The 23,896-nt window shown below is 67.4% G+C and carries 22 protein-coding genes and 3 pseudogenes; 9 read left to right on the top strand and 16 right to left on the bottom strand.

What is annotated here, in order from left to right; genetic code table 11:
- Window positions 1–347: 347 nt before the first annotated feature.
- From ACZ68L_RS42100 to ACZ68L_RS42050, 11 genes are all read right to left on the bottom strand, one after another.
- Window positions 348–1,619, bottom strand: coding sequence for an ATP-grasp domain-containing protein (locus ACZ68L_RS42100; RefSeq protein WP_469588953.1), 1,272 nt, complete (start codon window positions 1,617–1,619; stop codon window positions 348–350).
- The gene (locus ACZ68L_RS42095; protein ID WP_469588951.1) at window positions 1,529–1,861 is read right to left on the bottom strand and encodes a DUF4062 domain-containing protein; all 333 of its coding nucleotides are present in this window, start codon (window positions 1,859–1,861) and stop codon (window positions 1,529–1,531) included. Before ACZ68L_RS42095 ends, ACZ68L_RS42100 begins: the two co-directional genes overlap by 91 nt.
- 133 nt (window positions 1,862–1,994) lie before the next feature.
- Complete coding sequence (locus ACZ68L_RS42090; protein ID WP_469588948.1) at window positions 1,995–3,827, bottom strand: AfsR/SARP family transcriptional regulator; 1,833 nt, start codon at window positions 3,825–3,827, stop codon at window positions 1,995–1,997.
- A 103-nt stretch (window positions 3,828–3,930) separates the two neighbouring features.
- Window positions 3,931–4,956, bottom strand: a complete 1,026-nt coding sequence (locus tag ACZ68L_RS42085; protein WP_469588945.1) for an isopenicillin N synthase family dioxygenase — start codon at window positions 4,954–4,956, stop codon at window positions 3,931–3,933.
- Window positions 4,953–5,642 carry a 7-cyano-7-deazaguanine synthase gene (locus tag ACZ68L_RS42080; RefSeq protein WP_469588943.1) on the bottom strand — a complete coding sequence of 230 codons (690 nt, stop codon included), beginning with the start codon at window positions 5,640–5,642 and terminating at the stop codon, window positions 4,953–4,955. The genes ACZ68L_RS42085 and ACZ68L_RS42080 overlap by 4 nt, the downstream gene beginning before the upstream one ends.
- 75 nt (window positions 5,643–5,717) lie before the next feature.
- Window positions 5,718–6,698, bottom strand: a complete 981-nt coding sequence (locus ACZ68L_RS42075) for an aspartyl/asparaginyl beta-hydroxylase domain-containing protein (RefSeq protein ID WP_469588940.1) — start codon at window positions 6,696–6,698, stop codon at window positions 5,718–5,720.
- A gap of 57 nt (window positions 6,699–6,755) precedes the next feature.
- On the bottom strand, window positions 6,756–7,346 hold the full coding sequence (gene folE / locus ACZ68L_RS42070) for a GTP cyclohydrolase I (RefSeq protein ID WP_469588938.1): 591 nt from the start codon (window positions 7,344–7,346) through the stop codon (window positions 6,756–6,758).
- A 36-nt stretch (window positions 7,347–7,382) separates the two neighbouring features.
- A complete protein-coding gene (locus ACZ68L_RS42065) occupies window positions 7,383–7,784 on the bottom strand; it encodes a 6-pyruvoyl trahydropterin synthase family protein (RefSeq protein WP_469588934.1) in 402 nt (133 codons plus the stop codon).
- Complete coding sequence (locus tag ACZ68L_RS42060) at window positions 7,781–8,494, bottom strand: 7-carboxy-7-deazaguanine synthase QueE (protein WP_469588931.1); 714 nt, start codon at window positions 8,492–8,494, stop codon at window positions 7,781–7,783. The genes ACZ68L_RS42065 and ACZ68L_RS42060 overlap by 4 nt, the downstream gene beginning before the upstream one ends.
- Window positions 8,491–9,291 carry a class I SAM-dependent methyltransferase gene (locus ACZ68L_RS42055; RefSeq protein ID WP_469588928.1) on the bottom strand — a complete coding sequence of 267 codons (801 nt, stop codon included), beginning with the start codon at window positions 9,289–9,291 and terminating at the stop codon, window positions 8,491–8,493. Before ACZ68L_RS42055 ends, ACZ68L_RS42060 begins: the two co-directional genes overlap by 4 nt.
- Before the next feature lie 1,157 nt (window positions 9,292–10,448).
- Window positions 10,449–11,321: an aldo/keto reductase family oxidoreductase gene (locus ACZ68L_RS42050; protein WP_469588926.1), complete on the bottom strand. Its 873-nt coding sequence runs from the start codon at window positions 11,319–11,321 to the stop codon at window positions 10,449–10,451.
- A 130-nt stretch (window positions 11,322–11,451) separates the two neighbouring features.
- On the opposite strand from ACZ68L_RS42050, the gene ACZ68L_RS42045 reads away from it, so the two are divergent.
- Window positions 11,452–11,898 (top strand): winged helix-turn-helix transcriptional regulator, encoded by a 447-nt coding sequence (locus ACZ68L_RS42045; protein WP_469588922.1) that lies wholly within the window; start codon window positions 11,452–11,454, stop codon window positions 11,896–11,898.
- A gap of 108 nt (window positions 11,899–12,006) precedes the next feature.
- Here the strand turns inward: ACZ68L_RS42045 and ACZ68L_RS42040 are convergent, their stop codons facing one another.
- Complete coding sequence (locus ACZ68L_RS42040; RefSeq protein WP_469588919.1) at window positions 12,007–12,849, bottom strand: IS5 family transposase; 843 nt, start codon at window positions 12,847–12,849, stop codon at window positions 12,007–12,009.
- A gap of 277 nt (window positions 12,850–13,126) precedes the next feature.
- Complete coding sequence (locus tag ACZ68L_RS42035) at window positions 13,127–13,882, bottom strand: transposase family protein (RefSeq protein WP_469588917.1); 756 nt, start codon at window positions 13,880–13,882, stop codon at window positions 13,127–13,129.
- A 169-nt stretch (window positions 13,883–14,051) separates the two neighbouring features.
- Here ACZ68L_RS42035 and ACZ68L_RS42030 point away from each other — a divergent pair, with 169 nt between their 5' ends.
- On the top strand, window positions 14,052–14,417 hold the full coding sequence (locus tag ACZ68L_RS42030) for a hypothetical protein (protein WP_469588914.1): 366 nt from the start codon (window positions 14,052–14,054) through the stop codon (window positions 14,415–14,417).
- Between the two features lie 16 nt (window positions 14,418–14,433).
- On the opposite strand, the pseudogene ACZ68L_RS42025 reads toward ACZ68L_RS42030, so the two are convergent.
- A pseudogene (locus ACZ68L_RS42025) lies at window positions 14,434–15,393 on the bottom strand (ISAzo13 family transposase); the annotation flags it as partial.
- Window positions 15,394–15,401: 8 nt separating this feature from the next.
- Here ACZ68L_RS42025 and ACZ68L_RS42020 point away from each other — a divergent pair.
- From ACZ68L_RS42020 to ACZ68L_RS41995, 6 genes and pseudogenes are all read left to right on the top strand, one after another.
- Window positions 15,402–16,373, top strand: coding sequence for an IS701 family transposase (locus tag ACZ68L_RS42020; protein ID WP_469588976.1), 972 nt, complete (start codon window positions 15,402–15,404; stop codon window positions 16,371–16,373).
- Window positions 16,374–16,521: 148 nt separating this feature from the next.
- Window positions 16,522–16,793, top strand: a pseudogene (locus ACZ68L_RS42015) (transposase); the annotation flags it as partial.
- A 111-nt stretch (window positions 16,794–16,904) separates the two neighbouring features.
- On the top strand, window positions 16,905–17,987 hold the full coding sequence (locus tag ACZ68L_RS42010; protein ID WP_469588911.1) for a quinone oxidoreductase family protein: 1,083 nt from the start codon (window positions 16,905–16,907) through the stop codon (window positions 17,985–17,987).
- 10 nt (window positions 17,988–17,997) lie between these two features.
- On the top strand, window positions 17,998–18,852 hold the full coding sequence (locus tag ACZ68L_RS42005) for a fumarylacetoacetate hydrolase family protein (protein WP_469588908.1): 855 nt from the start codon (window positions 17,998–18,000) through the stop codon (window positions 18,850–18,852).
- A 33-nt stretch (window positions 18,853–18,885) separates the two neighbouring features.
- Complete coding sequence (locus tag ACZ68L_RS42000) at window positions 18,886–19,434, top strand: nuclear transport factor 2 family protein (protein WP_469588907.1); 549 nt, start codon at window positions 18,886–18,888, stop codon at window positions 19,432–19,434.
- A 159-nt stretch (window positions 19,435–19,593) separates the two neighbouring features.
- The gene (locus ACZ68L_RS41995) at window positions 19,594–21,108 is read left to right on the top strand and encodes a class I adenylate-forming enzyme family protein (protein WP_469588904.1); all 1,515 of its coding nucleotides are present in this window, start codon (window positions 19,594–19,596) and stop codon (window positions 21,106–21,108) included.
- Window positions 21,109–21,268: 160 nt separating this feature from the next.
- Here the strand turns inward: ACZ68L_RS41995 and ACZ68L_RS41990 are convergent, their stop codons facing one another.
- Window positions 21,269–22,645 (bottom strand): IS1380 family transposase, encoded by a 1,377-nt coding sequence (locus ACZ68L_RS41990; protein ID WP_469588903.1) that lies wholly within the window; start codon window positions 22,643–22,645, stop codon window positions 21,269–21,271.
- A gap of 121 nt (window positions 22,646–22,766) precedes the next feature.
- Window positions 22,767–23,264 (bottom strand): DUF1877 family protein, encoded by a 498-nt coding sequence (locus tag ACZ68L_RS41985; protein ID WP_469588900.1) that lies wholly within the window; start codon window positions 23,262–23,264, stop codon window positions 22,767–22,769.
- Window positions 23,265–23,733: 469 nt separating this feature from the next.
- On the opposite strand from ACZ68L_RS41985, the pseudogene ACZ68L_RS41980 reads away from it, so the two are divergent.
- Window positions 23,734–23,896: pseudogene (locus tag ACZ68L_RS41980) on the top strand (IS3-like element ISMyma3 family transposase); the annotation flags it as partial.

The raw sequence follows: 23,896 nt of genomic DNA, 5'->3' as shown, positions 1-23,896 counted from the left end.
CCGCCCCCCCCCCCCCCCCCCCCCCCCCCCCCCCCCCCCCCCCCCCCCGCCCCCCCCCCCCCCCCCCCCCCCCCAACCCCCCCCCCCCCCCCCCCAGCCCCCCCCCCCCCCCCCCCCCCCCCCCCCCCCCCCCCCCCCACACCCCCCCCCCCCCCCCCCCACACCCCCCCCCCCCCCCCCCCCGACTACGAGTCTGCTGGGCGCGCGAAGGCGCGAGGCTAATCCGCCGGTGCATTGATGCGCATGCCGCCCCAGAGCCACCGGTAGGGACGGCAATCCGTCCACGGTCGTCCGGAGGGAGGCCATGAGGCGTTGTCCGCCACGGCGTACCGCGCCGTGGCGCATGCTCAACCCTGCTCTTCGTACTCGACGTGCAGCGTCCGGGCGAGGTGGGCGCGGTACGCCTCGGCCGCGGCATCCGACTCGTGACGGGAGATCACGATGGCCGGGTATCCGGAAAAATCCGGGTAGGGGAGCAGCAGTGCGCCGGGACTCACGGTCTGCACCACGTAGTCCACCTGCGGGTCGTTACGCACCGAGTCCAAGCCGTGTACCTGCTTCATCCGTCCTCCGCTGCCGACCGGCACCTCATAGACCGCCACGTGACCGACCGGTACCGGCTCCTCACGCCAGCAGAGCGGTTCCCGGCCGAGGTGGATGCGCAGCGCCTCGGCGGCCAGGTCGATCCCGGTGCTGAAGTGGACGAGGTGGTGCGTAAAGCCCCCGCCGCCGAGGCGCGCGCCCATCTCCAGCAGAACCGGCCGCACCCCACCGACCAGCCGCAGTTCGGTATGCGTGGTGCCTTCCGTGATGCCGAAGGCATGGTGGGCACCGATCACCTCCGCCTCGATCGCGGCGAGTATCTCGGCGGGCAGTTGGGCGGGGGCCCTAAACATGGTCTCCTCGAAGTAGGGCCCCGCCAGTTCCCCCTTCCAGCTGACGCCACAGACCCGTACCTGCCCGTGGTGCACGAGGGATTCTGCGGAGACCTCCGGCCCGTCCAGGTACTCCTCGACCAACACACCGGTTTCTGGGGTCGATCCGTCGGCGACCCCCAGGTGGTGAGTTTCGATGAGCTTCCATGTGCGGGCCACGGCCTGCTCAAGGCAGTCTTTGTCATCCACACGGATCACACCGAGGCTGGAGTGGCCGTTCGCTGGTTTGACCACGACGGGGAACCGCAAGGCCAGCGCGTCGGTCCAGCCGTCCGGATCCTCGATGGCCACGAAGCCAGGCACGCCCAGACCTGCCTCCAGCAGGCGATGGCGCATGCTGCGCTTGTCGCGCACCACGGCCGCCGCCTCCTCGGTCAGGCCGGTGAGGCCCAGCTCACGCGTGGCCCGTGCCACGAACGGCACGACCCTCTCGTTGCCCGCCATGATTCCGTCGAAGGGCTCCCGCCGGTAGCGGTCGGCGAGCGCGGACAGCGCGCCTTCCGGGTTTTCGTCGATGTCCAGTGGCAGCAGTTCGACCACCGCGTCGGCCCGCCCAGCGGACTCCGCCGAGTCGTCCCCCCTGGGGACGAGGATCAGGTCGATACCGGCGCGCTTGGCTGCTTCGAACACCCAGGGGAACACGGACAACTGACCGACGAGGACGAGTTTCGGGCGCTGTGGCATGACGGTTCTCCAAGGTTGGGTTGCTTGGGCGGGTTCGGACAAAGCGCGTCGGCCGGTACGGTCCTGCGTGGGGTCATCCCGGCGATCACGGAGCCGCGGAACACACAGGTGGCGTATGTCTCCACGTTTCGTGTGAATTCCTCGAACCGCACCGGGGTGTGGCCCAGCGCGGTGATCAGCCTGCGGAAAGAGTCACGCTCCTCTTCCAAGCCTTTGCGGACGCCGCTGACAAAGATTCTCACGCTACGGTGTCTCCACTGCTGAAAGCTTCGCTTCCGAGCTTGACGTTCGACCTCGATTCGCTGAAGCTGCTGCACGCACCAAGCGCTGGAGACGCGCGGCACGACGGGCACGGTTGTACTGGAGCCATGACCGTCATGGGGAGCACATGACCGGCGCGCTGCTCGCCCGCGCCGCGAACGGGCTTATCCCAGGCTCCCATTCGTAGGAGAACCGGCCGTTCACGCACGGGTGCTGCACGCGCAGCAGGTATCTCTCCGCCAGTTCCTCCAGCAGGTCCTCTGCCTGCTGCTCGCTGATCCCCAGGACCGCCGCGCCGATCGTCGGCGTGAGCCGGTCGGGGACGCCGGGCGACAGCAGTGCGTACGCCAGGGACCGTAATTCGGCGGGCAGCGTCGCGAACGTCCGGTCGAAGCCGGCCCGTACGTCCAGCGGATCGCTGTCGGTGTCACCCGACGCGAGAACCCAGGCGGTGGCCTGGCGGGCCGTCCAGTGCGGGCGGCGGCGCAACTGCGCGGCGAGCGCGAAGAGCACGCCCGGCAGGCCCCGGCTGAGCCGGGTCAGCCGTCGCAGCCCTTCCGGGTCCATGGTGATGCGGTGTCTCGGCACGGAGGACTCCAGCAGGTGCAGCGAGTCGTCGAAGGAGAGTCCGGTCAGTTCGACATGGGCCGCCGACGAGGACACGAACAGTCGCTGTCGGCTGCCAATCAGCACGCCGCAGCCCGCGCCGGACGGCAGGAGCGGCGTCAGGTCCCGTACGTCGCACACGTCGTCGAGCATCACCAGGACACGGAGGTCGGCGGTCCAGGTACGGAACAACAGGCTCAGGTCGGTCGTGCTCAGCCGCAACTGCTCCTCGGTCGCGCCGAGTCCGAGGAGGAACGAGCGGAGGATCTCGGCTGGCCGCACCCGCCGGCCGGCGCCGTCCCGAAGACGCGCGTAGAGCCGTCCGTCCGGATAGTGGCCGCTCGCCTTGTGCGCGGCGTGCAGGCACAGCTCGCTCTTGCCCGTGCCGGGGGCGCCGCCCACGATCACGAGCGGCCGGTCCTGGCGCCCCTGGCCGGCCAGCACCGCAGTGATGCGCGCCAGCTGGTCGGCGCGTCCGGTCAGTCGCTCGCGCGGGGCAGGCAGATGGCGGGGCACACGCGTGGCGGCGGTCACGGCCGTGAGCCGACCGGCGGGATGCAACAGCGCCTCGTCCGACGTGAGCATGGCCGTGTGCAGGGCCTTGAGCTGGGGCGAAGGGTCAAGACCCAGCTCGGCGGCGATGTGCTCGCGCGCCCGCCGGTAGACCTGGAGCGCTTCCACCCGCCGATCCATGCGGTAGAGGGCCGTCATCAGATTGCCCTGGGCCCGCTCGTCCGTCGGTTCCCGGCCGGCCATCGCCGCGAGTTCGCCAAGTACCTCGTGGTGCCGGCCGAGGTGCAGGTCGGCTTCGATCCGCAGGTGGTGGGCGCTGGTACGCGACTCCTTGAGCCGGTCCGCCTCGGCCTGCAGCGCGGGCCCCTTGCGCACGTCCACCAGGGCGTCGTCGCGCCACATCCGCAGCGCCGCGGCGGCCGTGTCGCGGGCCCGGGCGAAGTCCTCGTCACCGAACTCGGCGCGGGCACGGGCGAGCAGCGGCTCGCACCGGAAGACGTCCACGTGGTCGGCGGGCAGCGACAATTGGTAGCCGCCGTCGACCGTGGCGAGCAGCGGCCCGGTCGCGTGCACCGCGCCGCCGCGCCGCGGGTTGCCCAGCGAGAACCTCTTCCTGAGCTGGTACACGTACGTCTGCAACGCGGTGTGTGCGCTGGCGGGCGGGTCGCCTTCCCACAGCTCGTCCATGAGGTACTCGAAGGGCACCACCCGGCCCGAGTTCAGCACGAGCAGCGCCAGTGTCTGACGTACTTTCTGAGCGGCCGGTGCCATGTCGACGCGGTCATCGTCCCCGAAGGCCTGGAGAGGCCCCAGAAGATTGATTCTCATGAGATTCGCCCTACTTCATGTTCGGTCCCCGTCGGGCACGGTGATGGCGCCACCGCGCGGCCCGGTCCGGGCCGGCGGTGAACAGGTGCTAGGCCGCCCGGTGTCAGGAGCTTCCGGACCCGGCTGTGGCGGCCAGGGTGGGGTGGTGGCGGGCCACAATGTCGGGGAAGGAGCGGATCAGCCCCTTCATCACGTTGTCGCCGTAGAGGGCGAACAACGGGTTGCCGACGACGTCGATGACACCGTCGGCGCCCTCGACGTAGGGGCTGGGCAGGGGCTGCATCGTGGCGTCGAGCCGGGGATTGAAGAAGAAGGGGATGGAGTAGCGGTTGACGCCGGGGGCGGGCCGGACCACCCGGTGAAGGGTGGCGCGTACGTAGCCCCTTGTCGCCACCTCCAGCAGCTCTCCGAGGTTGACCACGAACGCCCCGGGGATCACCGGCACGTCGATGAACCGGCCCTCCTCGACTGCGACCTGAAGGCCGCCGTTGTCGTCCTGGACGAGGAGGGTCAGGAGCCCGAGGTCGTTGTGGATGCCGGTGCCCTGGCCGGGTCCGGTGTCCTCGCTCGTCTCCGTGGGGCCGGGGTAGTGCAGGAGTTTGAGGTGGATCTGGGGGTCCGGGTCGACCACGTCGTCCAGGAATCCAGCGGGGGCGTCAAGCGATTCGAGCATCAGCCGCAGCAGCTGATGGGACAGCTCGGTCAGCCGGGTGATCCAGGACTCGATGGCCGGGCGCAGCTCGGGCATCGCCTTCGGCCACTCGTTCGGGCCGATGAGGCACCGGTAGGCGGGGTCGTCGGGCGCGGGTGTGCGCACGGGCTGCTCTGGCCCGATGTCCAGCTGCTGACGCTGGTCGGGGATGCCCTTGGTGTGTTCGCGGCCGAGTTCGGAGTAGCCGCGGAACAGGGGCGAGTCGAGGATGTTCAGCGCGAGCCGGTCAGGCTCGGGCAGGGCGAAGAACCGGCGGGCCAGTTCGAGTATGTCCTCGGCGTCCTCGACCCCGTGGCCGACGAGCTGGAAGAAGCCAACCTCGTGGATGGCCCGGCGCATCCGGTCCAGGAACTCCGCGCGGGTCTCCGGCGAACCGGCGGCGTCACGGAGGTCGAGCACGGGGAAGCGGTCGGTCATGTCAACTCCTGCTCATCACTGGTCTGGTAGGTCGTCGGGTCGCTCACGCCGGCGTCCCGGAACGCTTCCCGCCGCTCAGTGCAGGCGGCGCACCGCCCGCACTGCTGGGCGTCGCCCCGGAAGCAGCTCCAGGTCTCGGTCCAGGTGACGCCGAGCTTTTCGCCGAGCGACACCACGTCACTCTTGCGGAGTCTGACCAGGGGCGCTGTCAGGGTCAGGTCCGGGTGGGCATATCCCCGGGTCGCGATCCGCTCCATGGCGAGGAAGGAGTCGATGAACGCGGCGTTGCTGTCGGGCGCGGCATGGAGGTCGTCGACGACGCCGACGGCCACCGCCTCCGCCTTCTGGGCGACGGCGACCGCGAAGGCGACGGACAGCAGGAGGGCATTGCGGTTGGGTACGACATTCGGGCTCCCGCCGGACGCGCCACTGTGGTGGTCGGGCACGTCGATGTTCGGGTCGGTGAGCGAGGACCCGCTCAGGAGCCTGCCGACGGGGCTGAGGTCGACGACCTCGTGCGGCACCCCGAGCCTTCGCGCCGCCTTCGCGGCGAACTCGTGCTCGACGAGATGACGCTGGCCGTAGTTAACGGACAGCAGGTGAAGGGTGTGTCCTTTCTCGTGGAGGTGGTACGCCATAGTGACCGAGTCCAGGCCTCCGGACACGATCGCGACAGTTTTCGGCATACGTGGCCTTCCGGCAAACGAAGGGGATGAAGAATCAGGGCAGCGGTGCGCTGAGCTCCGAGGAAGCGGCGGCCGTCACGCCGCCGGCGCGGCCGGGACGCTCAGCCGGTCCGTCCGGTGGCCCTTGCGGTAGGTCAGCTCGACCTCGGGCCGCGCACCGTCCAGTTTCGTGGCGATGGTGCGCTCGTCGCTCCATCCGACCAGGCGGTACTCGTCGCCGCCGATCGCCTCCAGCGGGAAGAGGTGGTCCTGGGGAGAGCGGACAGCGAGGCCCCTGCTGGTGTCCTCGATGCTGAACGAGGCCTGCGGCTGCGGGCCGGTGAGCGACCCGAACACCTCGATCTCCAGCAGGTGCTCTGGTGCCTCGAACGAACACCGCGCGGCTTTGCGCTCCTGCTCGGTCGTGGTCACGGCCGGACGGTTGTAGAGCACGTCCGAGCTGTTGAAGTAGTCGGCCCACTCCGCAGGGAAGAGCTCCGCGAGTTCCCGGGTGACCAGCACGTCCACGACGAGATGGACGCGGTGCTCGGTACCGACGTTCTGGATCTGGTGCTTGCGGCTGAAGTCGCCGAACCAGAACTCACCGGGCTGCCAGCGGTGGATCGCTCCGTCGAGGTCCAGGGACGCCTCTTCCTGGGTGATGACGGGCATGTGCAGCCGGGCCATACCCCAGTCCGGGGCGAACTTGGGGTCGGAGTGGGGGTATCCAATAACTCCGGGTCCGAGATCCATGAAGCGGGCCGCGTAAAGGGGGCCCGGGGTCGAGCGCAGGGTCTCGCGAATGTACGGCATGTGGTCCAACCACTCGGTGTTGGCGAACTCCACGCTGCCGGGACCGCCCGGGTCGGTACGTGTCTTGTCGCCGCCGGGGCTGCGCACCGCGAGGCAGCGCCAGTCTTGCTCGGCCCACCTGGACACGCGTCCGTTCGTGTACGAGCTCTGCTCGTCCCACAGGTGGTCGCGGGCCGTCATGAGGTCGGCCAGCAGCCGGTCGGCGTCGAGCGTGGGGAGCAGCCGCACCGCTTCCGCGGGCGTCGAGGACTCTTGTGCGTTCATAGTGGTTCTTTCATGGCGAGGGGACGGAGTTCCTGGGTGTGCCTGGAACGGCGGCTGTCACGCACGGAGCAGGTCGAACAGCTCGCTCCGAAGGCCGGGGTCCGTGCCGAACTCCCCGCGGTATGCGGTCGATGTCATCTGCGCGGCGGCCTTGATGCCGCGCATCGACATGCACAGGTGCTCGCCCTTCGCGATGACCGCGACGTCCGGGGTGCCGGACAGGGTGCTGATCTCCAGCGCGATCTGGTCCACGAGACGCTCCTGGACCTGCAGCCGGTGCGCGTACTGATGGGCGACCCGGGCGAACTTCGACAGGCCGAGCAGTTGCCCCGCAGGCCGGTAGGCGATGGTCACGGAGCAGTTGAACGGCAGGAGATGGTGCTCACACAGCGACCAGACTTGGATGTCCGAGACGACGACGAGCTGACTCGTGCCGATGGACTCGAAGAGCGTGCCGAGGGAACCCGGCTCGTAGTTGATGAACTCGCGCCACCAGCGGGCGAACCGCGCGGGTGTGTCGCGCAGTCCGTCGCGGTTCGGGTCCTCGCCGATCTCTTCCAGCAACTGGCGGGCGAGCCCGACCAGCGGGTCCTCGGTCGTCACCGGCGCCGACGGGTCAACAACGCGGTCCAATTTTGGCACCGTCATGCGGTCACCTCTCTTCTGGCTTCGGAATGATGGATGTCACGGCCGGTATTCGGCCCATGTCTTGGGCGTTTCCGAGACACGTACGCAGGTCAGTTCGGGAAGCTCCATAGACCAGGTCTTGTAGATCCAGGCGGCCATGTGCTCGGCCGTCGGATTGTCACCCATCACATCGTTCAGATGCCGATGGTCCAGGTAGTTGTCGAGCCACACCTTGAATGCGGACAGATCTCCGTAGTCCCGAACGAAGCCCACGGGCAACAGATCTGCGTCCTCGGCTCCGAGTTCCAGCTCGATCACATAGTTGTGTCCGTGCAAGCGGGCACACTGATGCTCGGGAGCGAGGCCGGCCAGCTGATGACTGGCCGAGAATTCGAATTTTTTCGTGATGTGAAAGGTCATCGATTCGAGTTCCGTTCTTGTTTGCGCGCTGTTGCTCATACGCCGCGTGTGTCGTCCCACAACAAGGTGTGCAGTCGGGTCGTCAGATTCCAGCCGCGCTCCACCACTGCGTCGGCCAACTCGCCCATGTTTTTGGTGACATCGTCAGCGGTCCGCCCGATCGGCATGATCCACACCGAGGCCAGGTCGAATGCCTCGACCAACTCGGCCACCTCATCGAGATCGCGATGGTTCTGGCAGACGAATTTGAAGGTGCTGCTCGGCAGTGCCGAGAGACTGGCGAGAGCGTCGGGGACGATCCTGCGTTTCAGGGAGTCGCCCGAGTGCGACAGCTTCGGTGAGACGTTGAATCGGACACCGGCGAACACGAGTTCGGGGTGCGCGGCATGTGTGCCGTTCGTCTCGATCTCGATCTCTTTGCCGCGTTCGGTCAGTGCTGCCACCAGAGGAACAAGTCGCTCCTGCTGGCCCAGGGGCTCGCCGCCGGAGATCACTATGAGGTCGGTCTCGAACTTCAGCAGCTCCGCGAGGACGTCGTCGACCGGGCGGCGGTGCAGCTCCTTGCGCGGATCGTGGGCGACTCCGGTGTCACTGGCTCCGGTCCAGTCCCACGTGTAGGGCGTATCGCACCACGAGCACGACAGATTGCACCCGCCGAGCCGCAGGAACGCGCACCTGCGCCCCATCGACCGACCCTCGCCCTGGACGGTCGGACCGAAGATTTCGTTGACTACGAGATCCTGCTTCATGGGTGCCCCGTTCCCTGAGAATCGGACGGAGTGAAGGCCGCCGGCTTCTGCGCCTGCACGATGAACCAGTGCCGGCGCAGCCGGACGCACTGATCCACGGTCGCCGCATCGACATATCGCTCGAATGCTTCCTTGTCGGCTGCCGGGTCATAGTCCTCGAGAATCGGCACCTGCTGCAGAAACGTGTCCAGATCACCGGGCGAGTGGTAGAACTCCTCGAACCGGAACGTCTGACTCCTCGTCACGACAAAGCCCACGTCGGAAAGTTCCTGCGCAACCTGCTCTGCCAGTGGCCGGCCGTTCCAGCTGCCAAAGTCCTGGCCACGACCGAACGTCTCCTTCAGCTCGCGCGCGTCCTGCTCCCCGATGCCCATGTACACCACGGCTCCACCGGGGCAGAGCACCCGCTCGAACTCGCCGACGATCAGCGGGCCGCGGCGGGAGGTGACCACGTCGGTGGACCCGTCGGGCAGGCCGGTGTGGGCCGCGGCGCGCAGCTCGAAGGCTACGTGCGACAGACCTGCCTCTTCTCGGTATCGCTCGGCAACCTCCAGCATCGACGGCGACAGATCGATGCCGGTCACGGCGCCGTAAGCCGAAGAGGTCTGCAGCAGTCGGCGCCCGTCGGCGCAGCCGACATCCAGCAGCCGGGCCTGCGGCGCCCCCAGCGCGGCCACCAGTTCGTCGAAGACGGCGTCCGGACGGCCGTCGGGAAATACGTCGGTGCTCTGCGCATCGCTGAAGTAGCCACCGAACCGCTCGGCCACCCGGGAGTAGAACTCCGCGTCCATAGTCATCGGCCGTGTACCTTCCCCTGAGCCACGGCCGAAAAGAACTCCGGTAGCGCACGCACCGGTTGCCCCCTCTTCCGCGCGAATTCACTGACATGATCTGCGGCTGCCATTTCTAACCACTCCTTGAGGGCCTTCTTCCGAAGGGGCGTCGAGGTTTGGCGTAACCCCATCGCGTGCCCCGCCTCTCCGGTCAGGAGAGTCGAGCCGACGCAACTGCCCATCCGCAACATGTCTTTGTCAAGACCAAACATTCTGTCTCGTACCATCGTCAGGTCTGGGTGCGATCATTGTCAGGACCGAACGTTCCACCTACTACCGTGTCCTACGGTGCGTCGTTGACCTCGGTATGGGGCGGGGCAGGTGAAGTTGGAACCGGAACACGTTCGCGACCTCTTCGGCGTCTCCGCCACGGCCCGGCAGGCAGCGAAGCGAGGTAGGTCCCGTACATGTCGCTGGTGGCACAGGCCCCTACCGGCCCCGTCTGTCAGCGACCGGCGGGAGTACAGACCGCGCGCGGTGAGTCTCAGCGCGCGGGCAACTCGAACCCGAGAGCGGCAAGGGCCTCCTCGGCAGCCTGCGTGTCCGGCCTCGGGACTGGTGGGCTCACATGTTGAGGCGTCGCGTATTCCTCGGTGATGCGCTCCGGGTGTCACCGTGAGTGATCACCGGGGGTATATCAGCTCCAGATCCCACCACGAATCACGGGCGGGCAGTCAGGACTGGACGCACACCGGGCTCCCGGCCGACAGGAACGTCCTATCCTTGACCCATGGCCGACGGAGGCGCGCACATGTGCCCAGGAGAGCAGTGGTGGCAGCTCCACTCCTGGAATGAGCACACCCACCCCCCGTACGGAGACCCACCGGAAACCTGGGGCCACCGCTTCGCTCCGACCGACGAGCCGGTCCAGCGGGACGCTCACGGACAGGTCCTGATGCCCGACGACCTAGAGTTCGCGCACATAGGCGCTGTGGGGGCCTCGGCGACAAGGCGGGCACAGGTTTCCGTGATCATGGAGTTGCGACGCTCTGTGACCATTGGGGAGACCTGTGCCCGTCCTTCCAACATGGCTGACCGACCCGCTGTGGGACCAATTCGCGGCGTTACTGCCCGAGCGGCGGAGGGGCGATCCGGCCCATCCACTGGGAAGTCCCGTGGGGTTATCGGCCGATCTTGTCCAGCTCGGCGAGATCGTCGTCGGAGAGCGGGAGTCCTGCGCCCGCGATGTTCTCGCGCAGGTGTGCCACCGACGAGGTGCCGGGGATCAGCAGGATGTTCGGCGACCGCTGCAGCAGCCAGGCCAGGGCGACCGACATCGGCGCCGCGTTCAGCCGGGTGGCCACGGCCGTGAGCGCCGAGGACTGCAGCGGGCTGAAGCCGCCGAGGGGGAAGAAGGGCACGTAGGCGATGCCCTGCTCGGCGAGTTCATCGATCAGCTCGTCGTCGTGGCGGTGGGCGAGGTTGTACATGTTCTGCACGCACACGATCGGTGCGATCGAGCGTGCCTCAGCGGCCTGTTCCGCTGTCGCGTTGCTCACGCCGAGGTGCCGGATCAGGCCCTGCCGCTGGAGGTCGACGAGCGCCTCGAACGCCTCCGCGAGCGAACCGGGCACGGGGCCCTGGGCGTCGCCGAGCCGGAGGTTGACCACGTCCAGCGTGTCGAGGCCGAGGTTCTCCAGGTTCTCTTGGACGGCCTGGCGCAACTCTTCGGGCTTGCGTGCCGGGGGCCAGCCTCCCTCCTCGTCCCTGGTCGCGCCGACCTTGGTCACGATGTGCAGCGAGTCACGGTACGGGTGCAGCGCTTCGCGGATCAGCTGGTTGGTGATGTGCGGTCCGTAGGCGTCGGCGGTGTCGATGTGGGTGATGCCGAGGTCAACGGCCTCCCGGAGGACGGCGAGTGCGCCGTCGCGGTCGGCCGGCGGGCCCATGACCCCGGGGCCGGCGAGCTGCATGGCGCCGTAACCGAACCGGGTGAGCGTCAGGCCGCCCAGGGTCCAGGTGCCGCCGGGAAGGGAGGCGGAGGGGGTGCTCATGGCGTGCCTTTCGTGTTGAGCCAGGGGATGGTGCCTAACGGCGTCTTGCACCATCATTGACATGTCGCTTCCTGGTGGGAAGTAGGCACTTCGGAGTGCGTAGGGCACCCGCGGGTGAGAGGAGCGGTCCATGGCAACGATGACGGCGGTCCAACAGAGGGCACAGGCCAAGGTGGAGTACGACGCCTTCCTGGCGGCCTGCCCCAGCCGCAAGCTGCTCGACCGGGTCTCCGACAAGTGGGTCACGCTGATCCTGGCCGCGCTCGGCAGCGGCGGCGGCTCGCACCAGCCAGGCGCCGACTGCTCCGGCGAGCCCCGGTCGATGCGCTACTCGGAGCTGCTGCGCCTGCTGGTCGGCGTCAGCCAGAAGATGCTCACCCAGACGCTGCGCTCCCTGGAGCGCGACGGCCTGGTGGCCCGCACCGTGGTGCCGACCGTGCCGGTCACGGTCTCCTACGAGCTGACCGATCTCGGCTTGTCGCTGTACGAGATGATGGGCGGCCTCAAGGCCTGGGCCGAGGTGCACATGGACGATGTGCTCGCCAACCGCGAGACCTACGACACCCGGCTCGCCTGAACCACAAGGGCAAGACGTGGCCCGTTGTCATTTCAGGCATTGGCCTGATCAGGGTTGCCGGTCGCCGGGAACAGTCTGCGCGTAGGAGGCCGCGCAGACAGGCGGGGTTCATGGGCGGCGCTTCGGGCGCTCGTCCCAGCGATGGGTGGTCCAGGCCCGGCGGATCAGGCTGCGGACGGTGATGATCGTGTCTGCGAGATCGAAGAAGGCGTTGATGACAGTCGCGCGGCGTTCGTAGCAGCGGGCGAGGCGGTGGAAGGCGTTCTGCCAGGCGTGTGTGCGCTCCACGTGCCACCGTCGGCTGGCCTGGATCGGCGTCTTCTCGCCCCTGTGCACGATGCGGCCGTGCAGGTGGCGGGCGGTGAGTTCGGTGCGGGTCTTGTCCGAGTCGTAGCCGGCATCCAGGTGCACGGTGATGTCGTCGGGCAGCGACCCGAGGTCCTCCAGCAGGTCCAGGGTCGGGGCGAGCAGCGGGGAGTCGTGGCGGTTCGCTCCGGCGAGGATTCTGCCGAGTGGGATTCCGTAACCATCCGTCATACCCGAGCGTTTGAGGCCTTGTTTGCCGCGGTCGACCGGTGATCGTCCGGCGACCTCGCCGCCGCCGGGGGCCTTGGTGATCGCGCCGTCGACGGCAATCTGGTCGAGCTCCAGCCCGATGATCCGGTCGTAGGACTCCAACGCGATCTGCTTGAGCCGGGTGAAGACGCCGAGGGCGATCCACTCGTCGCGGCGGTTGCGGATGGTGGTCGCCGAGCAGGTGGTGTCGGCGATCGCCTGGTAGGAGCAGCCGAACCGTAGCAGTTGCAGCAGCTTGTCGAACACGATCCGGTCGCCGATGCGGGGCCGGTGGCAGCCCAGGGGGTGGGCTGGACCGACTGCGGGGCGTTCGGGCAGCAGCGCCGCGAATTGGTCCCACAGCGGGTCGGTCAGCCATGTTGGAAGGACGGGCACAGGTCTCCCCATTGGTCACAGAGCGTCGCAACTCCATGATCACTGGCACCTGTGCCCGCCTTGTCGCCGAGGTCCCCACAGCGCCTATGTGCGCGAGCTCCTAATCGAACGCGTCGGCAGACTTCGCACCTGGACACGGCAGTGCTATATGCCACCCCCGACAAACCTCGTGATCCCGCCCCCTGAACACCGGCCTTGGGACGGGTGGACTCGCATATTGACCCTTCAGTTGTAGTTCCGTGATCGCGGCCTGCGGGTAAGTGAGCCTTTTCCAACCTCACGCTGACGCGTGATGGAGGACGAGCACAGCCTGGACGATCGCGGTGATGCGGTTGGTGCTGCAGCGGAGCTTCCGAAGGAGCCGCCAGTTCTTCAGGACCGCCATGGCCTGCTCGACCAGACAGCGGATCTTGGCGTGACTGCTGTTGTGTCGGCGCTTCCACCTCTTGAGCCGACGACCTCGGAACGGAACACGGACGGGGTGGCCGGCTCCCTGGTACGCCTTGTCGGCCCAGCACTTCAGCTCGGCTGCGGCGAGCGCGTCGATGATCCCGTGGGTCCGTGCGGCGGTCAGGTCGTGAACGGACCCGGGCAGAGCGGGTGACGCCCACAACAGCCGACCAAACGGATCGGTGAGGACCTGGACGTTCATGCCGTGACGCTTGTGTTTCCCGGAGTAGTACGGGGTGTCGGCGGCGATCCGGTCGATCGGCAGGAGGGTGCCGTCCAGGATCACGAACGCCTTGGTCCGGATGGTCTTCATCGCCTCGGTCAGGGTCGGGGCGAGGGTGGACAGGACGTCGATCACCTCGCCTACGTAGCGATAGACCGTCGCGATGCCGATGCGGAACCCGGCAGCGAGCTGGGCATATGTATCACCGCACCGCAGGTGAGCCAATGCGAGCAGGGCCTGTCGGCCTGCGGGCAGACGCCGCCAGCGTGTCCCGATCTCCCGCCGCCGGGCGTGCAGCCGGGCGCTCAAGTACTGCAAGGTGCGGCTGGACAGATCAATCGACGACGGGTAGACAAGCACGCGAAGCTCCTGGTGGGGCACGGTGGATCTTGGTCGTGATACCTCCTACCAGGAGCTTCATCGCGTTGCAGAGCCGCCCAACTGACGGGCATCGCCGGCAGGTTGGAATCAGCTCAAGACCTTCCAGCGGGGCCGGCAGGAAGTTCTGCGATCCACCGACCCGCAGCTGGTGCGCCAGGAAGTGTGGGCGCATCTGGTCGTGCACCACTGCCTGACCGGCATCATCATGCAACTCGCCGACAGCAACGGCATCGACCCGGACCGCATCTCGTTCGTCAAGGTCCTCAAGCACACCCGACGCAGCGTGGTCCGCCAGCTCGCCGACACCCCGCCGAAGATCCGCAGGTTCCTGACCGTACTGGCAGCAAAGGTCCGCCGGAAACTCGACAGCGGCACCCGCCGACTGCGAGAGGCAGACCGCTTACTCAAACGGCCCAACTCGCTGTACTCCTACCGGCCGAAGGGCAAACCAAAAGCCCCACCACGCCGCGTACCCGCCAGGACCATCGCGCTGCAGGCGACGATAGTTCAGTAGTCAAACAACGGCATTGCGTGCCCGGCGGGAAGTGACAGACCGTGATCTCCAGCCCGCTCTCCCTCGCGAAGGAGTGCAGGTGTTTCTTCCACGTCCAGCGGCGGGGATCGTTGGAGCCGCCGGCATCCGCGGTGATCAGCAGCCGCTTGGCATCCGGGTGGTCGTGGCGGCCGCGTCGCTGCCACCAGCGGCGTATGGACTCCACCGCGAACTCGGCGGTGTCGTGATCGGTTCCGACGTTGACCCAGCCTGTGTTGGTGGCGATGTCGTAGATCCCGTAGGGGATGGCTACCGGCTGGTCGCTGGTGGTGAACATGTGACAGTCCACCTTGATCGGGTTCTTGCTCGGCCGCCAAGTGCGCCCGGGGCGGTCGCGGTTGCCGAGCCACTCCTTGGCTTTGGTGTCAATGCTGATCGCCGGTTGGTCGGCCTCGAGGAAGGCGGTGGCGGTAGCGTTCAGGTGAGCGAACTGGGCATCGCGGTCCGGATGGCGAGCGCCTTCGGTGGTCTTGGCAGTGCCCTGGAGGCTGAAGCCCAAAGCGTGCAGCAGGCGTCCGACGGTCGCGGCACTGACCGGATGGCCTTGCCTGGTCAGGGTCGAGGCCAGTGTCCGCAGCGACAAGGTGGTCCAGCGTAGTGGGGAGACGGGATCACCGCGGGAGTGCGGCTCGATCAGTGACTCCAGCGCCGGAAGCAGACCGGGGTCGGTGACCGTCAGCGGCTTGCGACCGGCCCCTGGCGCCCGGATCCGCCGGGTCGGCGCAGGATGCCTGGTCAGCTCGGCCATGCCGCGCGAGATGGTGGCGGTGCTGGTGCCCGACGCGGTGGCCACCAGGGTGATCCCGCCGTGGCCGAGCGCGGCGGCCTCGCTGGCCAGGTAGAGCCTACGGCGGCGCTCGTCCAAGTGCGGCAGGATCAGATCGAACTTGGCCCGAAGACCAGCAGCAGAAGCGTTGGAGAGTTGAGGGCAAGTCATACTCCAACCTGTCACCGAGGCTTGCCCATCGAGCAGTTATTGAAATACAGCTCCTGGGCGGGGTCTTCCCCTGCCAGGTGGGGGTGATGGCGGCCTGGGCCACCTCACGCGGGCAGGCGCTGGTTGACCGGGAGCTGTACCTGCCGCGCCTATGGACCGAGGACCGGGCGCGGTGTGCAGCGGCTCACGTGCTCGAGACGGTCGCCTTCGCGACCAAGCCCCGTCTGGCCGAGAAGATGATCGAGCGGATCTGGCCCGAGTGCCCGCCCGGCACTTGGGCGGCGGCCGATGAGGTCTATGGGCGTGACGGGGCCTTCCGTGCGTTCCTGGAGGAGCAGCGACTGCCGTACGTTGTCAACGTCCCGGCCTCGCAGACAGTGCTGCCCCAGCCGGGTTGGCGCAGTATCGCCAAGCTTGCCGCGCAGGCGGGCGAGGAGGAATGGCACCTGTTGGAGGCCGGGCCGAGCACGGCCGGCTCGCGCTGGTGGCAGTGGTGGATCAGCCGCGTCCCGGACCCGGAGTTACCGGTCGGCGCGGGTGGGGGCGGCGAGTCGTGGTGGTGCCGGTGGATGATCGCCCGCCGCCGCCCGGAAGATCCGGCAGGCCGGCACGACTACTACCTGGCCTGGGGCCCGGCCGATACGACGCCCGAGCACCTGGCCCACGTGGCCGGCGCTCGTTGGCGGGTGGAGGACGCGATCAAGCTCGGCAAGCATGAGTGTGGACTCGCCGACTACGAGGTCCGAAGCTGGCACGGCTGGTATCGCCACATCACCTTGTCCATGCTCGCCGCCGCGTTCCTGGCCGTCCAGGCCGCCGATGACACCTCGAGCATGGCCGGCACTCCCGACGCCGACCCTGACACGCCCCCGGTCGAGACAGCGGATGACCAGGCCAAAGGGGGGAGGCTGCAGACACCACTCGACGCTTCCGTCTCATCCCGTACACCGCGGCAGAGATCCGCAAACTCCTCACACTGATCCTCCCGGAACCCCCGCCGGACGGCTGGCTGATCCACACACTGCACTGGTCCCGATGGCGCCGCCACCACCAGGCCGTGGCGAACGACCATCACCGAAGACGCCGTGCCCGCGACCTGAAGCTGATCTACAACTGAAGGGCTAGAAGGGCCACCGCCTGGTCGTGCGCAACGGCTACCACCAGCCGCGCAGGGTCACCACGGCGGCCGGGGCGGTCGAGGTGAAGGCGTCGCGGGTGAACGGTTCTCCTCGGCGATCCTGCCGCCCTGGTGCCGCAAGTCCCCCAAGATCAGCGAGGTGCTGCCGATGCTCTACCTGCACGGCCTGTCCTCCGGCGACTTCGTACCGGCGCTGGAGCAGTTCCTGGGCTCGGCGGCCGGTCTGTCGCCCGCGAGCGCCACCCGGCTCACCCAGCAGTGGTTGGCAGGCCAAACTTTCGAAAATCACATTGACATGCTTACATGAGAAGCGTATGAACATATCGGTAGAGCGGAGCCGCCGCTCTCCCAACGACGGGAGAAGCAGTTGACGATGGGACGGCAGGCCGCCCGTGCTTCCGGCGCGGACCAGGGTCCCTCGGCCGGGACGCCCGCCGGTGTGATGCTCGGAGTCAGACCGGCTTCCTCGATGGAGCCGGCGTTGCTCCAGGTCGAGGACATCCCGGTACCGAGCATTGACGGTCCGGACCAAGTACTGATCGAAGTTCGTGCCGCCGCGGTGAATCGAAGCGACGCACTCGCCTGCCGCGGAATCCTGCCGGGGCCGTTCCCTCGCGTTCTCGGGCGAGCCTTCGCCGGCGTTGTAGTCGCGGGCACGCGCGAGCTCCTGGGCCGTTCCGTCTGGGGAGCGGGTAGCGAGATCGGCCTGTCCTGCGACGGCGCCTACGCCCAGTACCTCGCGTCGTCGAGAACAGCGGTGGCCCCGATGCCGGCAGGGCTGTCTTTCGCCGAGGCCGCAGCCTCCGCGCTGTCCTACTTCACTGCCGCTGCCGCGCTACGGCTGGCTGGTCCGGTCGGACGCGATTCGACGGTGATCGTGACCGGTGCCGTGGGAGGAGTCGGCGCGGCCGCCGCTGATGTGGCCCGCTGGCTCGGCGCACGACGCGTGATCGGTGTCGTCAAAGGGGCCGACGAACTCAGCCGGGCAGTTGCCGCCGGAATCGACAGGGTGATCGACTCTGATCTGCCACTGGGAGATCGTCTTGTGGACGCCGCAGGACCGACAGGCGCCACATCCGCCGTCGACGTCGTGGGTGGCCCCCTGACGGCGGACATCACCCGCGCCATGGGCGCGCGCGGCAAGATCTGCCTGCTCAGCAGCCCGCCGCAGGACTCAGCCGCCACCATCGATCTGCTGGATTTCTACCGCAAGGAACTGCACCTGCTCGGCCTGAACACCGGCCGACTGACTCAGGCGTCGGCAGCCGACCGGCTGCGCGAACTCGCCCCCGGTTTCGGGGACGGCAGCCTTCGGCCAACGCCTGTCTACGCCACCTACTCCCTGGGAGAGATAGCAGAGGCGTTCGCCGCGGCCGAGCGTGGCGTATACGGACGGCCGGTTCTGCTTCCCCACGGTCCAACCGGTGCCGACACCGTCGGCACCGGCACCAAATGATCGGAGATCCATGCGTTTCGCCAACCACGATGGCCGAGCTACCATCGTCCTGAACGACACCACGGGCATCGATGTCGAATCGGCCAGCAAAGGCAAGTTCGGGTCCAACCCCGCGTCGGTCTACGGCGCCTGGGACGTGTTCGTCGACTGGGCAGCCACTGTGGACCCCACGGACAGCGTCCTGACACTCGATCGGTCGCGCCTGGGAGCCCCTTCCCCGGAGCCTCGGCAGATCTTCGCGATCGGCCTGAACTATCGCGACCACGCCGCGGAGTCCGGGTTCGACCTTCCGGACCGGCTGCCCCCGGTTTTCACCAAGTTCCAGTCGTCGCTGACAGGACCCGACACGACCGTCACGCTTCCAGCCAGCGGGAACACGGACTGGGAAGTGGAACTCGTCGTCGTGATCGGGCGGGAAACCAAGGGGGTCGGTAAGGCCGAAGCCTGGGGCAGCGTTGCGGGACTCGCCGTCGGACAGGACCTCTCGGAACGAATCTCTCAGCTGCAGGGACCCGCACCGCAGTTCAGCTTCGGCAAGTCGTACGCGGGTTTCGCACCGGTCGGCCCGTGGTTGGTCACGCCGGACGAGCTGTCCGATCCGGACAACCTCGAGCTCGGCTGCGCGATCGACGGCGACGTGGTCCAGCGAGGCCGCACCAGTGACCTGATCTTCGACGTGCCGGAGCTGATCTCATCGCTGTCGCACGGCGTGACCCTCTATCCCGGCGATCTGATCTTCACCGGCACACCTGCGGGAGTCGGCCTCGCCCGTCAACCGCAGCGGTACCTCCAGCCCGGGGAGGAACTCCGTAGCTGGGTCGAAGGCATCGGCGAGATCCGTCAGGTCTTCACCGCCGATCGCTGAACTGCCCACATTACATCGCAAGGAGGAAAGACCATGACGACGAGCGAACACACCGCTGACATCGGCAACCTTCTCGAGGTCGATGTATCGACTCTGAGCCGCGAGGAGCTTATTGCACACAATCTCCGTGTCGTCGAGGCACATTTCCACAACGAGAACCCGGAAAGTGTCGACAAGGCGATCGCGCTTTACACCGACGACATCGTTTGGGAAGCACCGTTCCGTGGTCAGGTGTACAAAGACGCTGCCACCGTGAAAGAAGCCTACATGGCGATTTTCGAGACAGTGCATTTCAACCGGACCACGACGCTTCGCCGCTTCGCCACCGAGGACTACGTCTTCGACGACCAGATTTGCGACCTCACCGTGGTCGGGGACGGAATGCCGAACCTCGGGTTCAAGCCCGGTGACCGGGTGAGCATGCGCCTCGTTCACTGCTTCGAGATGCGCGGTGGCCGGATCGCGCGGGAGATCGCATACGAGATGTCCCGGGAGTACCACGGCCCCCGCGATGTCGACGACATTCCTGAAGGAGCTGTCGTCGCCGACTTCCCCGACGGCCCGCACTACGGGCAGTGGTGAGATCGGCTCTGTCGGCCGTTCAGCCGCTCTCCGCCTTCAGGGCGAAATCACCAGTTGTCTCGTCAAGCTGACTGCTCTGGGCGAGCCCTCGAACCTGAGGGCTCGCCGGCCTGACGGCGATCCATTCAGCTATCACACAGTGAAACCACGGAGAACGCCTTGAACGTCGCCCACCTGCTCGTCGACGGCTGCCGCCGCGCCGGCGGCGCCGACGCCCTTGTCTTCGGGGGCCACCGGACCAGTTACCCCGAACTCGTCGATCGGGTAGCAGGAGTGGCGGCCGGATTGCACCGGCTCGGTCTGCGGCCTGGTGATCGGGTCGCGCTGCTCCTGCCCAACCGGCCCGAACTCGTCGAGATGCTCTGGGCGTGTTTCTGGGGCGGATTCGTCGCGGTCCCCCTGAACTGGCACCTCCACCCCGACGAGATCGCCTACGTGGTGGAGCAAAGCGGCGCCGCGGCGATCCTCGTCTCGGCGGAGACTTCTGCCGCGGCGGACATGCTTCCGCCGCAGGTCCGGATTATTCGCGCCACGGCCGCTGAGGGGACGAACGCGAGCACCGCGTATTCAGCCGTATCCGCCGCTCGGCCGCTCGACATGGCGGCCGTCAACGACGCGGATCCAGCATGGCTGTTCTACACCTCGGGCACCACTGGCAGGCCCAAAGGTGCCACGTTGAGTCACCGCAACCTGGCTGCGATGACCGCCGCCTACCACGCCGATATAGATCCGGTTGCTCCCGGCAGTTCTTTTCTGCATGCTGCCCCGCTCACCCACGGCAGCGGCCTCTACCTCCTCCCTGCGATCGGCCGCGGGGCGACGAACGTGATCTCGCCTTCCGGCAGCTTCTCGACAGGCGACTATCTCGGGCAGATCGAGAGGCACAAGATCACACACGCGGCGTTCCTCGCGCCGACAATGTTGAACAGGATCGTGCGCGACCCTCAGTTCGCAAAGTACGACTTGTCGAGCCTGTGCAGCATCGTCGTCGGCGGCGCCCCCCTCTACCAGGAGGACTTGCGCGCCGCGGTGAACGCTTTCGGGCCGATCATCACCCAGATGTACGGTCAGGGAGAGGCTCCCATGACCATCACGGTGATGCCCCCTGGGGACGCCCTCGCTCATTCCGGCTCCTGTGGCCGCCCCTTCGGCGGAATAGACCTCCGCATCGTCGGGCAGGACGGTTCTCCCGTCCCCGATGGAAGTGACGGTGAGGTCATCGTCCGGGGCGCCGTGGTCATGAACGGCTACTGGAAGAACCCGAAAGCCACCGCGGAGACACTCGTGGACGGTTGGCTGCACACCGGTGACATCGGTCATCTCGACCCGGATGACGGGTACCTCTACCTGACCGACCGTGCGAAGGACGTCATCATCACGGGCGGATCCAATGTCTATCCGCGCGAGGTCGAAGAGGTTCTGCTCACTCATCCGGCAGTGCGTGAAGTCGCGGTTGTCGGAGTTCCAGACAGCGAGTGGGGTGAGTCCGTCGTCGCTTTCGTCGTAACGGACCAAACCCTAGGCGCAGATGAGCTCGTCGAGCTCTGCAAAGCGCACCTCGCTTCGTTCAAGAAGCCGAGGTCGGTTGTCTTCGTCGACGATCTGCCAAAGAACGCCGCCGGAAAGATTATCAAAAGGCAACTCCGCCAGGAGACACACCTGGCAGACCGCTAGCCTCGATCTTGCATGACGGTCCGTCGGTTCTTCCGTCGGGCCGTTTCGCTGTTGTGGGTTGGTCGTGGGAATGCTGGTGGCCCGGCTGTCGTGTCGGGTGGGCGCCGGGTTCCACTGCTCCGGTGGGGTGATCCTGCTCGGAGGGACTCGAAGGTGCTGGTCAGCCGGGGTTCGGCAGGGCGTGGAGCCGGTCGGCCGCTGCGCTGATCACGTCGGTCCAGGGCCAGTGCGCCGCGAGGCGGAGGTAGCGGCGGCGGCCGGTGGTGACGAGTTGTGCGGCGGCTGAGAACAGGCGGAGGCGAAGCTTCTTCGGTTCCCAGCGGCGGGTCTTGCCGGTCAGGGCGAGCATCGGCATCCAGGCCAGTAGGTCCAGGGCGAGCTGGACGATCTCCAGCCAGATCTGGTTCTGCGCGAAGGCGTGCAAGGGAAGGTTGCGCAGGCCGGTGGAGCGGGCGTCTCGGATGCGGTCCTCGCAGCGGGCGCGCTGACGGTGGCGCAGTTCGAGCCCGGCGATCGCCTCGCCGGGAGTGTTGGTGGCGAAGCAGGTCAGGCGCATGCCGTCGGCGTCGGTGAAGCGGAGTTGGGCTCCAGGGTGCGGGCGCTCCTTGCGGACGATCAGTCGCATCCCCTTCGGCCACCCCTTCAGGTAGTCCCCGCCGATCTCAGCCACCCAGGCGCTGTCGCGGACCTCGCCGCCGGGCTCGACGGCTGGCGTCCAGGCAGTGGCCGGGACCTGGAGCACAGCCTGGTGGATGGCGTCGGTGATGGTCATGCCGACCGAGTACGACAGCCACCGGCCCCGCGCCGCGAGCCAGTTGACGAACTCGTGAGTGCCGCCGCCGGAGTCGGTGCGGATCAGTGTGCGGCGCCCGCGCCGGAATCTCTTCGGGAGCTGGGCCAGGGCCAACTGGGTGGCGGTAATGTGGTCGGCGGCGGTGTTGCTGCCCGCGTTCCCGGCTCTGAGCAGGCCTGCCACCGGCTCACCGGCACCGCCCGCCCCGTGGTCGACGAACCCCATGATCGGATGGTGGCCGAACGTCCGCTTCCAGGTCGCCGCGGCGTCCTGCTTGTCCGAGTGCGCGATCACCAGCACACCGTCCAGGTCCACGATCACCTGTCCGCCCTGGTCGGGGGCGGTGTCCCTGGCCAACGCCCAGACATGTTCGCGGACGTCGGCGCGGGCCCGGCGGATCGCGGTCAGCGCGCGCTTCCCGCTCGTGGCGAGCGTGTCGACCAGGCGGGAGACCGTCGGGTCCGAGGCCACCGACCCGAACACCGCCGGCTCGGCCCGCAGCATGGAGACATCGGACAGACAGTCCCCGCCCAGCGCCACCGCGAGCGCCACATCGAGCAGGATTTTGCCCGGATCATGCACTGCCCGCGTCCTGCGCCACGGCGCCAACGCCGCCGATATCGCCGTATCCAGGCCGCTCTTGCGGACCGTCTCCACCAACAACGCGGCCCCGGCCTGTGAGACCGCTCCGCGGCCACCGCCCTCGACACGGACACGGGGGTACGACCCGATACTCTTCTTCACCTGAGGAGTGCAGCTTTCCTGACGACGAACAGGACCCTAGACAAGTCCCATCGTCCCAGGTCAGAGGCACTCCTCGCTTATTTGATCAAGCCTCGGACACTCACACTCGCGAAGCGCGAGGCTAGTACCAGAACGCCTTGACGACGGCGCGGTGTGCATCGGCCGCGCGGCCGTAGAAGTCCCGAAGGCCGGTGTGGTGGGCAAGGTAGTTCTCCTTGGCCGCGCCTTCCGGGTCCTCCCACTGGGCGTACGGCGCGGTGAGTTTGGCCCCCTCCACCTGCCAGAGAGCTTCGAAGGAGGCCCCGGCGAGCAGGTCTGCGACCGTGGCGACCTGGTCCGGGTCGAGGATGACGAATGGCGGTTGCTGGTCCATGTAAGCGGGGACGATCCGACCCCCGTAGATCGGCAGATCCCATGATGAAGTCCCGCCGACGAGCGTGGGCCCTGCCAGGTAGAGGTCGTTGAGGGGGCCGAAGTCCTTGGCTATGGATTCCGCGATGCCTGCCGCGTACTCGGTCTCATGGTTGTCCCAGGCCGCGCCCATGAACTCCTCCAGTGAGGCGTGGTCGTCCCGGATCTCATCTTCTGCCACCGCTCGAAGGTGAAGGTGAAAGCTCATGTCTCGGTCTCCTCGTGACTGCCTGCCTCGATCTTGCATGACGGCCCGTCGGTTCCTACGACGGGCCGAGTCGCTGTTGCGGACTGGCTGCGGGAGTGCAGGTGGCCCGGCTGTCGCGTCCAGTAGGCGCCGGGTTCCACGGCTCCGGTGGGGTGATGCTGCTCGGAGGGACTCGAAGGTGCTGGTCAACCGGGGTTCGGCAGGGCATGGAGCCGTCATCTTCATCTGAGGAGTGCAGCTTTCCTGACGACGAACAGGACCCTAGAGAAGTCCCATCGTCCCAGGTCAGAGGCACTCCTCGCTTATTTGATCAAACTTCGGACGCCCACACTCGCGAAAGCGCGAGGCTAGATCATTCGGTGACACCACAGGGAATACCTCAGAACGACCAGGCCCCCTAAACAGCTGAAACCAGACACTGAACCGCCCCGGTTCGAATGGAGACTCGATTCCGTGAAGGGATTGAGTCATGGCACGCCCCTCTTCGTATCCTCTTGAGCTGCGCAAACGAGCGGTCCGTATGGTCGCTGAGGTTCGTGGCGATTACCCGAACGAGTCGGCCGCGCTGAGGGCGGTCGCCCAGAAGCTCGGTATCGGCTCGGCCGAGACTCTGCGGAACTGGGTCAAGCGGG

It is taken from the genome of Streptomyces sp. NPDC104309, from assembly GCF_055584025.1.
Note: the sequence above shows the minus strand (reverse complement) of the source record. Positions and strands in the feature narration are given on the sequence as shown.

Excerpts from the sequence above, each read along its gene's own strand:
- ACZ68L_RS42100 (WP_469588953.1), bottom strand. The coding sequence starts at position 1,619 with ATGCCACAGCGCCCGAAACTCGTCCTCGTCGGTCAGTTGTCCGTGTTC.
- ACZ68L_RS42090 (WP_469588948.1), bottom strand. The coding sequence starts at position 3,827 with ATGAGAATCAATCTTCTGGGGCCTCTCCAGGCCTTCGGGGACGATGAC.
- ACZ68L_RS42085 (WP_469588945.1), bottom strand. The coding sequence starts at position 4,956 with ATGACCGACCGCTTCCCCGTGCTCGACCTCCGTGACGCCGCCGGTTCG.
- ACZ68L_RS42080 (WP_469588943.1), bottom strand. The coding sequence starts at position 5,642 with ATGCCGAAAACTGTCGCGATCGTGTCCGGAGGCCTGGACTCGGTCACT.
- ACZ68L_RS42075 (WP_469588940.1), bottom strand. The coding sequence starts at position 6,698 with ATGAACGCACAAGAGTCCTCGACGCCCGCGGAAGCGGTGCGGCTGCTC.
- folE (WP_469588938.1), bottom strand. The coding sequence starts at position 7,346 with ATGACGGTGCCAAAATTGGACCGCGTTGTTGACCCGTCGGCGCCGGTG.
- ACZ68L_RS42065 (WP_469588934.1), bottom strand. The coding sequence starts at position 7,784 with ATGAGCAACAGCGCGCAAACAAGAACGGAACTCGAATCGATGACCTTT.
- ACZ68L_RS42060 (WP_469588931.1), bottom strand. The coding sequence starts at position 8,494 with ATGAAGCAGGATCTCGTAGTCAACGAAATCTTCGGTCCGACCGTCCAG.
- ACZ68L_RS42055 (WP_469588928.1), bottom strand. The coding sequence starts at position 9,291 with ATGACTATGGACGCGGAGTTCTACTCCCGGGTGGCCGAGCGGTTCGGT.
- ACZ68L_RS42050 (WP_469588926.1), bottom strand. The coding sequence starts at position 11,321 with ATGAGCACCCCCTCCGCCTCCCTTCCCGGCGGCACCTGGACCCTGGGC.
- ACZ68L_RS42045 (WP_469588922.1), top strand. The coding sequence starts at position 11,452 with ATGGCAACGATGACGGCGGTCCAACAGAGGGCACAGGCCAAGGTGGAG.
- ACZ68L_RS42010 (WP_469588911.1), top strand. The coding sequence starts at position 16,905 with ATGGGACGGCAGGCCGCCCGTGCTTCCGGCGCGGACCAGGGTCCCTCG.
- ACZ68L_RS42005 (WP_469588908.1), top strand. The coding sequence starts at position 17,998 with ATGCGTTTCGCCAACCACGATGGCCGAGCTACCATCGTCCTGAACGAC.
- ACZ68L_RS42000 (WP_469588907.1), top strand. The coding sequence starts at position 18,886 with ATGACGACGAGCGAACACACCGCTGACATCGGCAACCTTCTCGAGGTC.
- ACZ68L_RS41985 (WP_469588900.1), bottom strand. The coding sequence starts at position 23,264 with ATGAGCTTTCACCTTCACCTTCGAGCGGTGGCAGAAGATGAGATCCGG.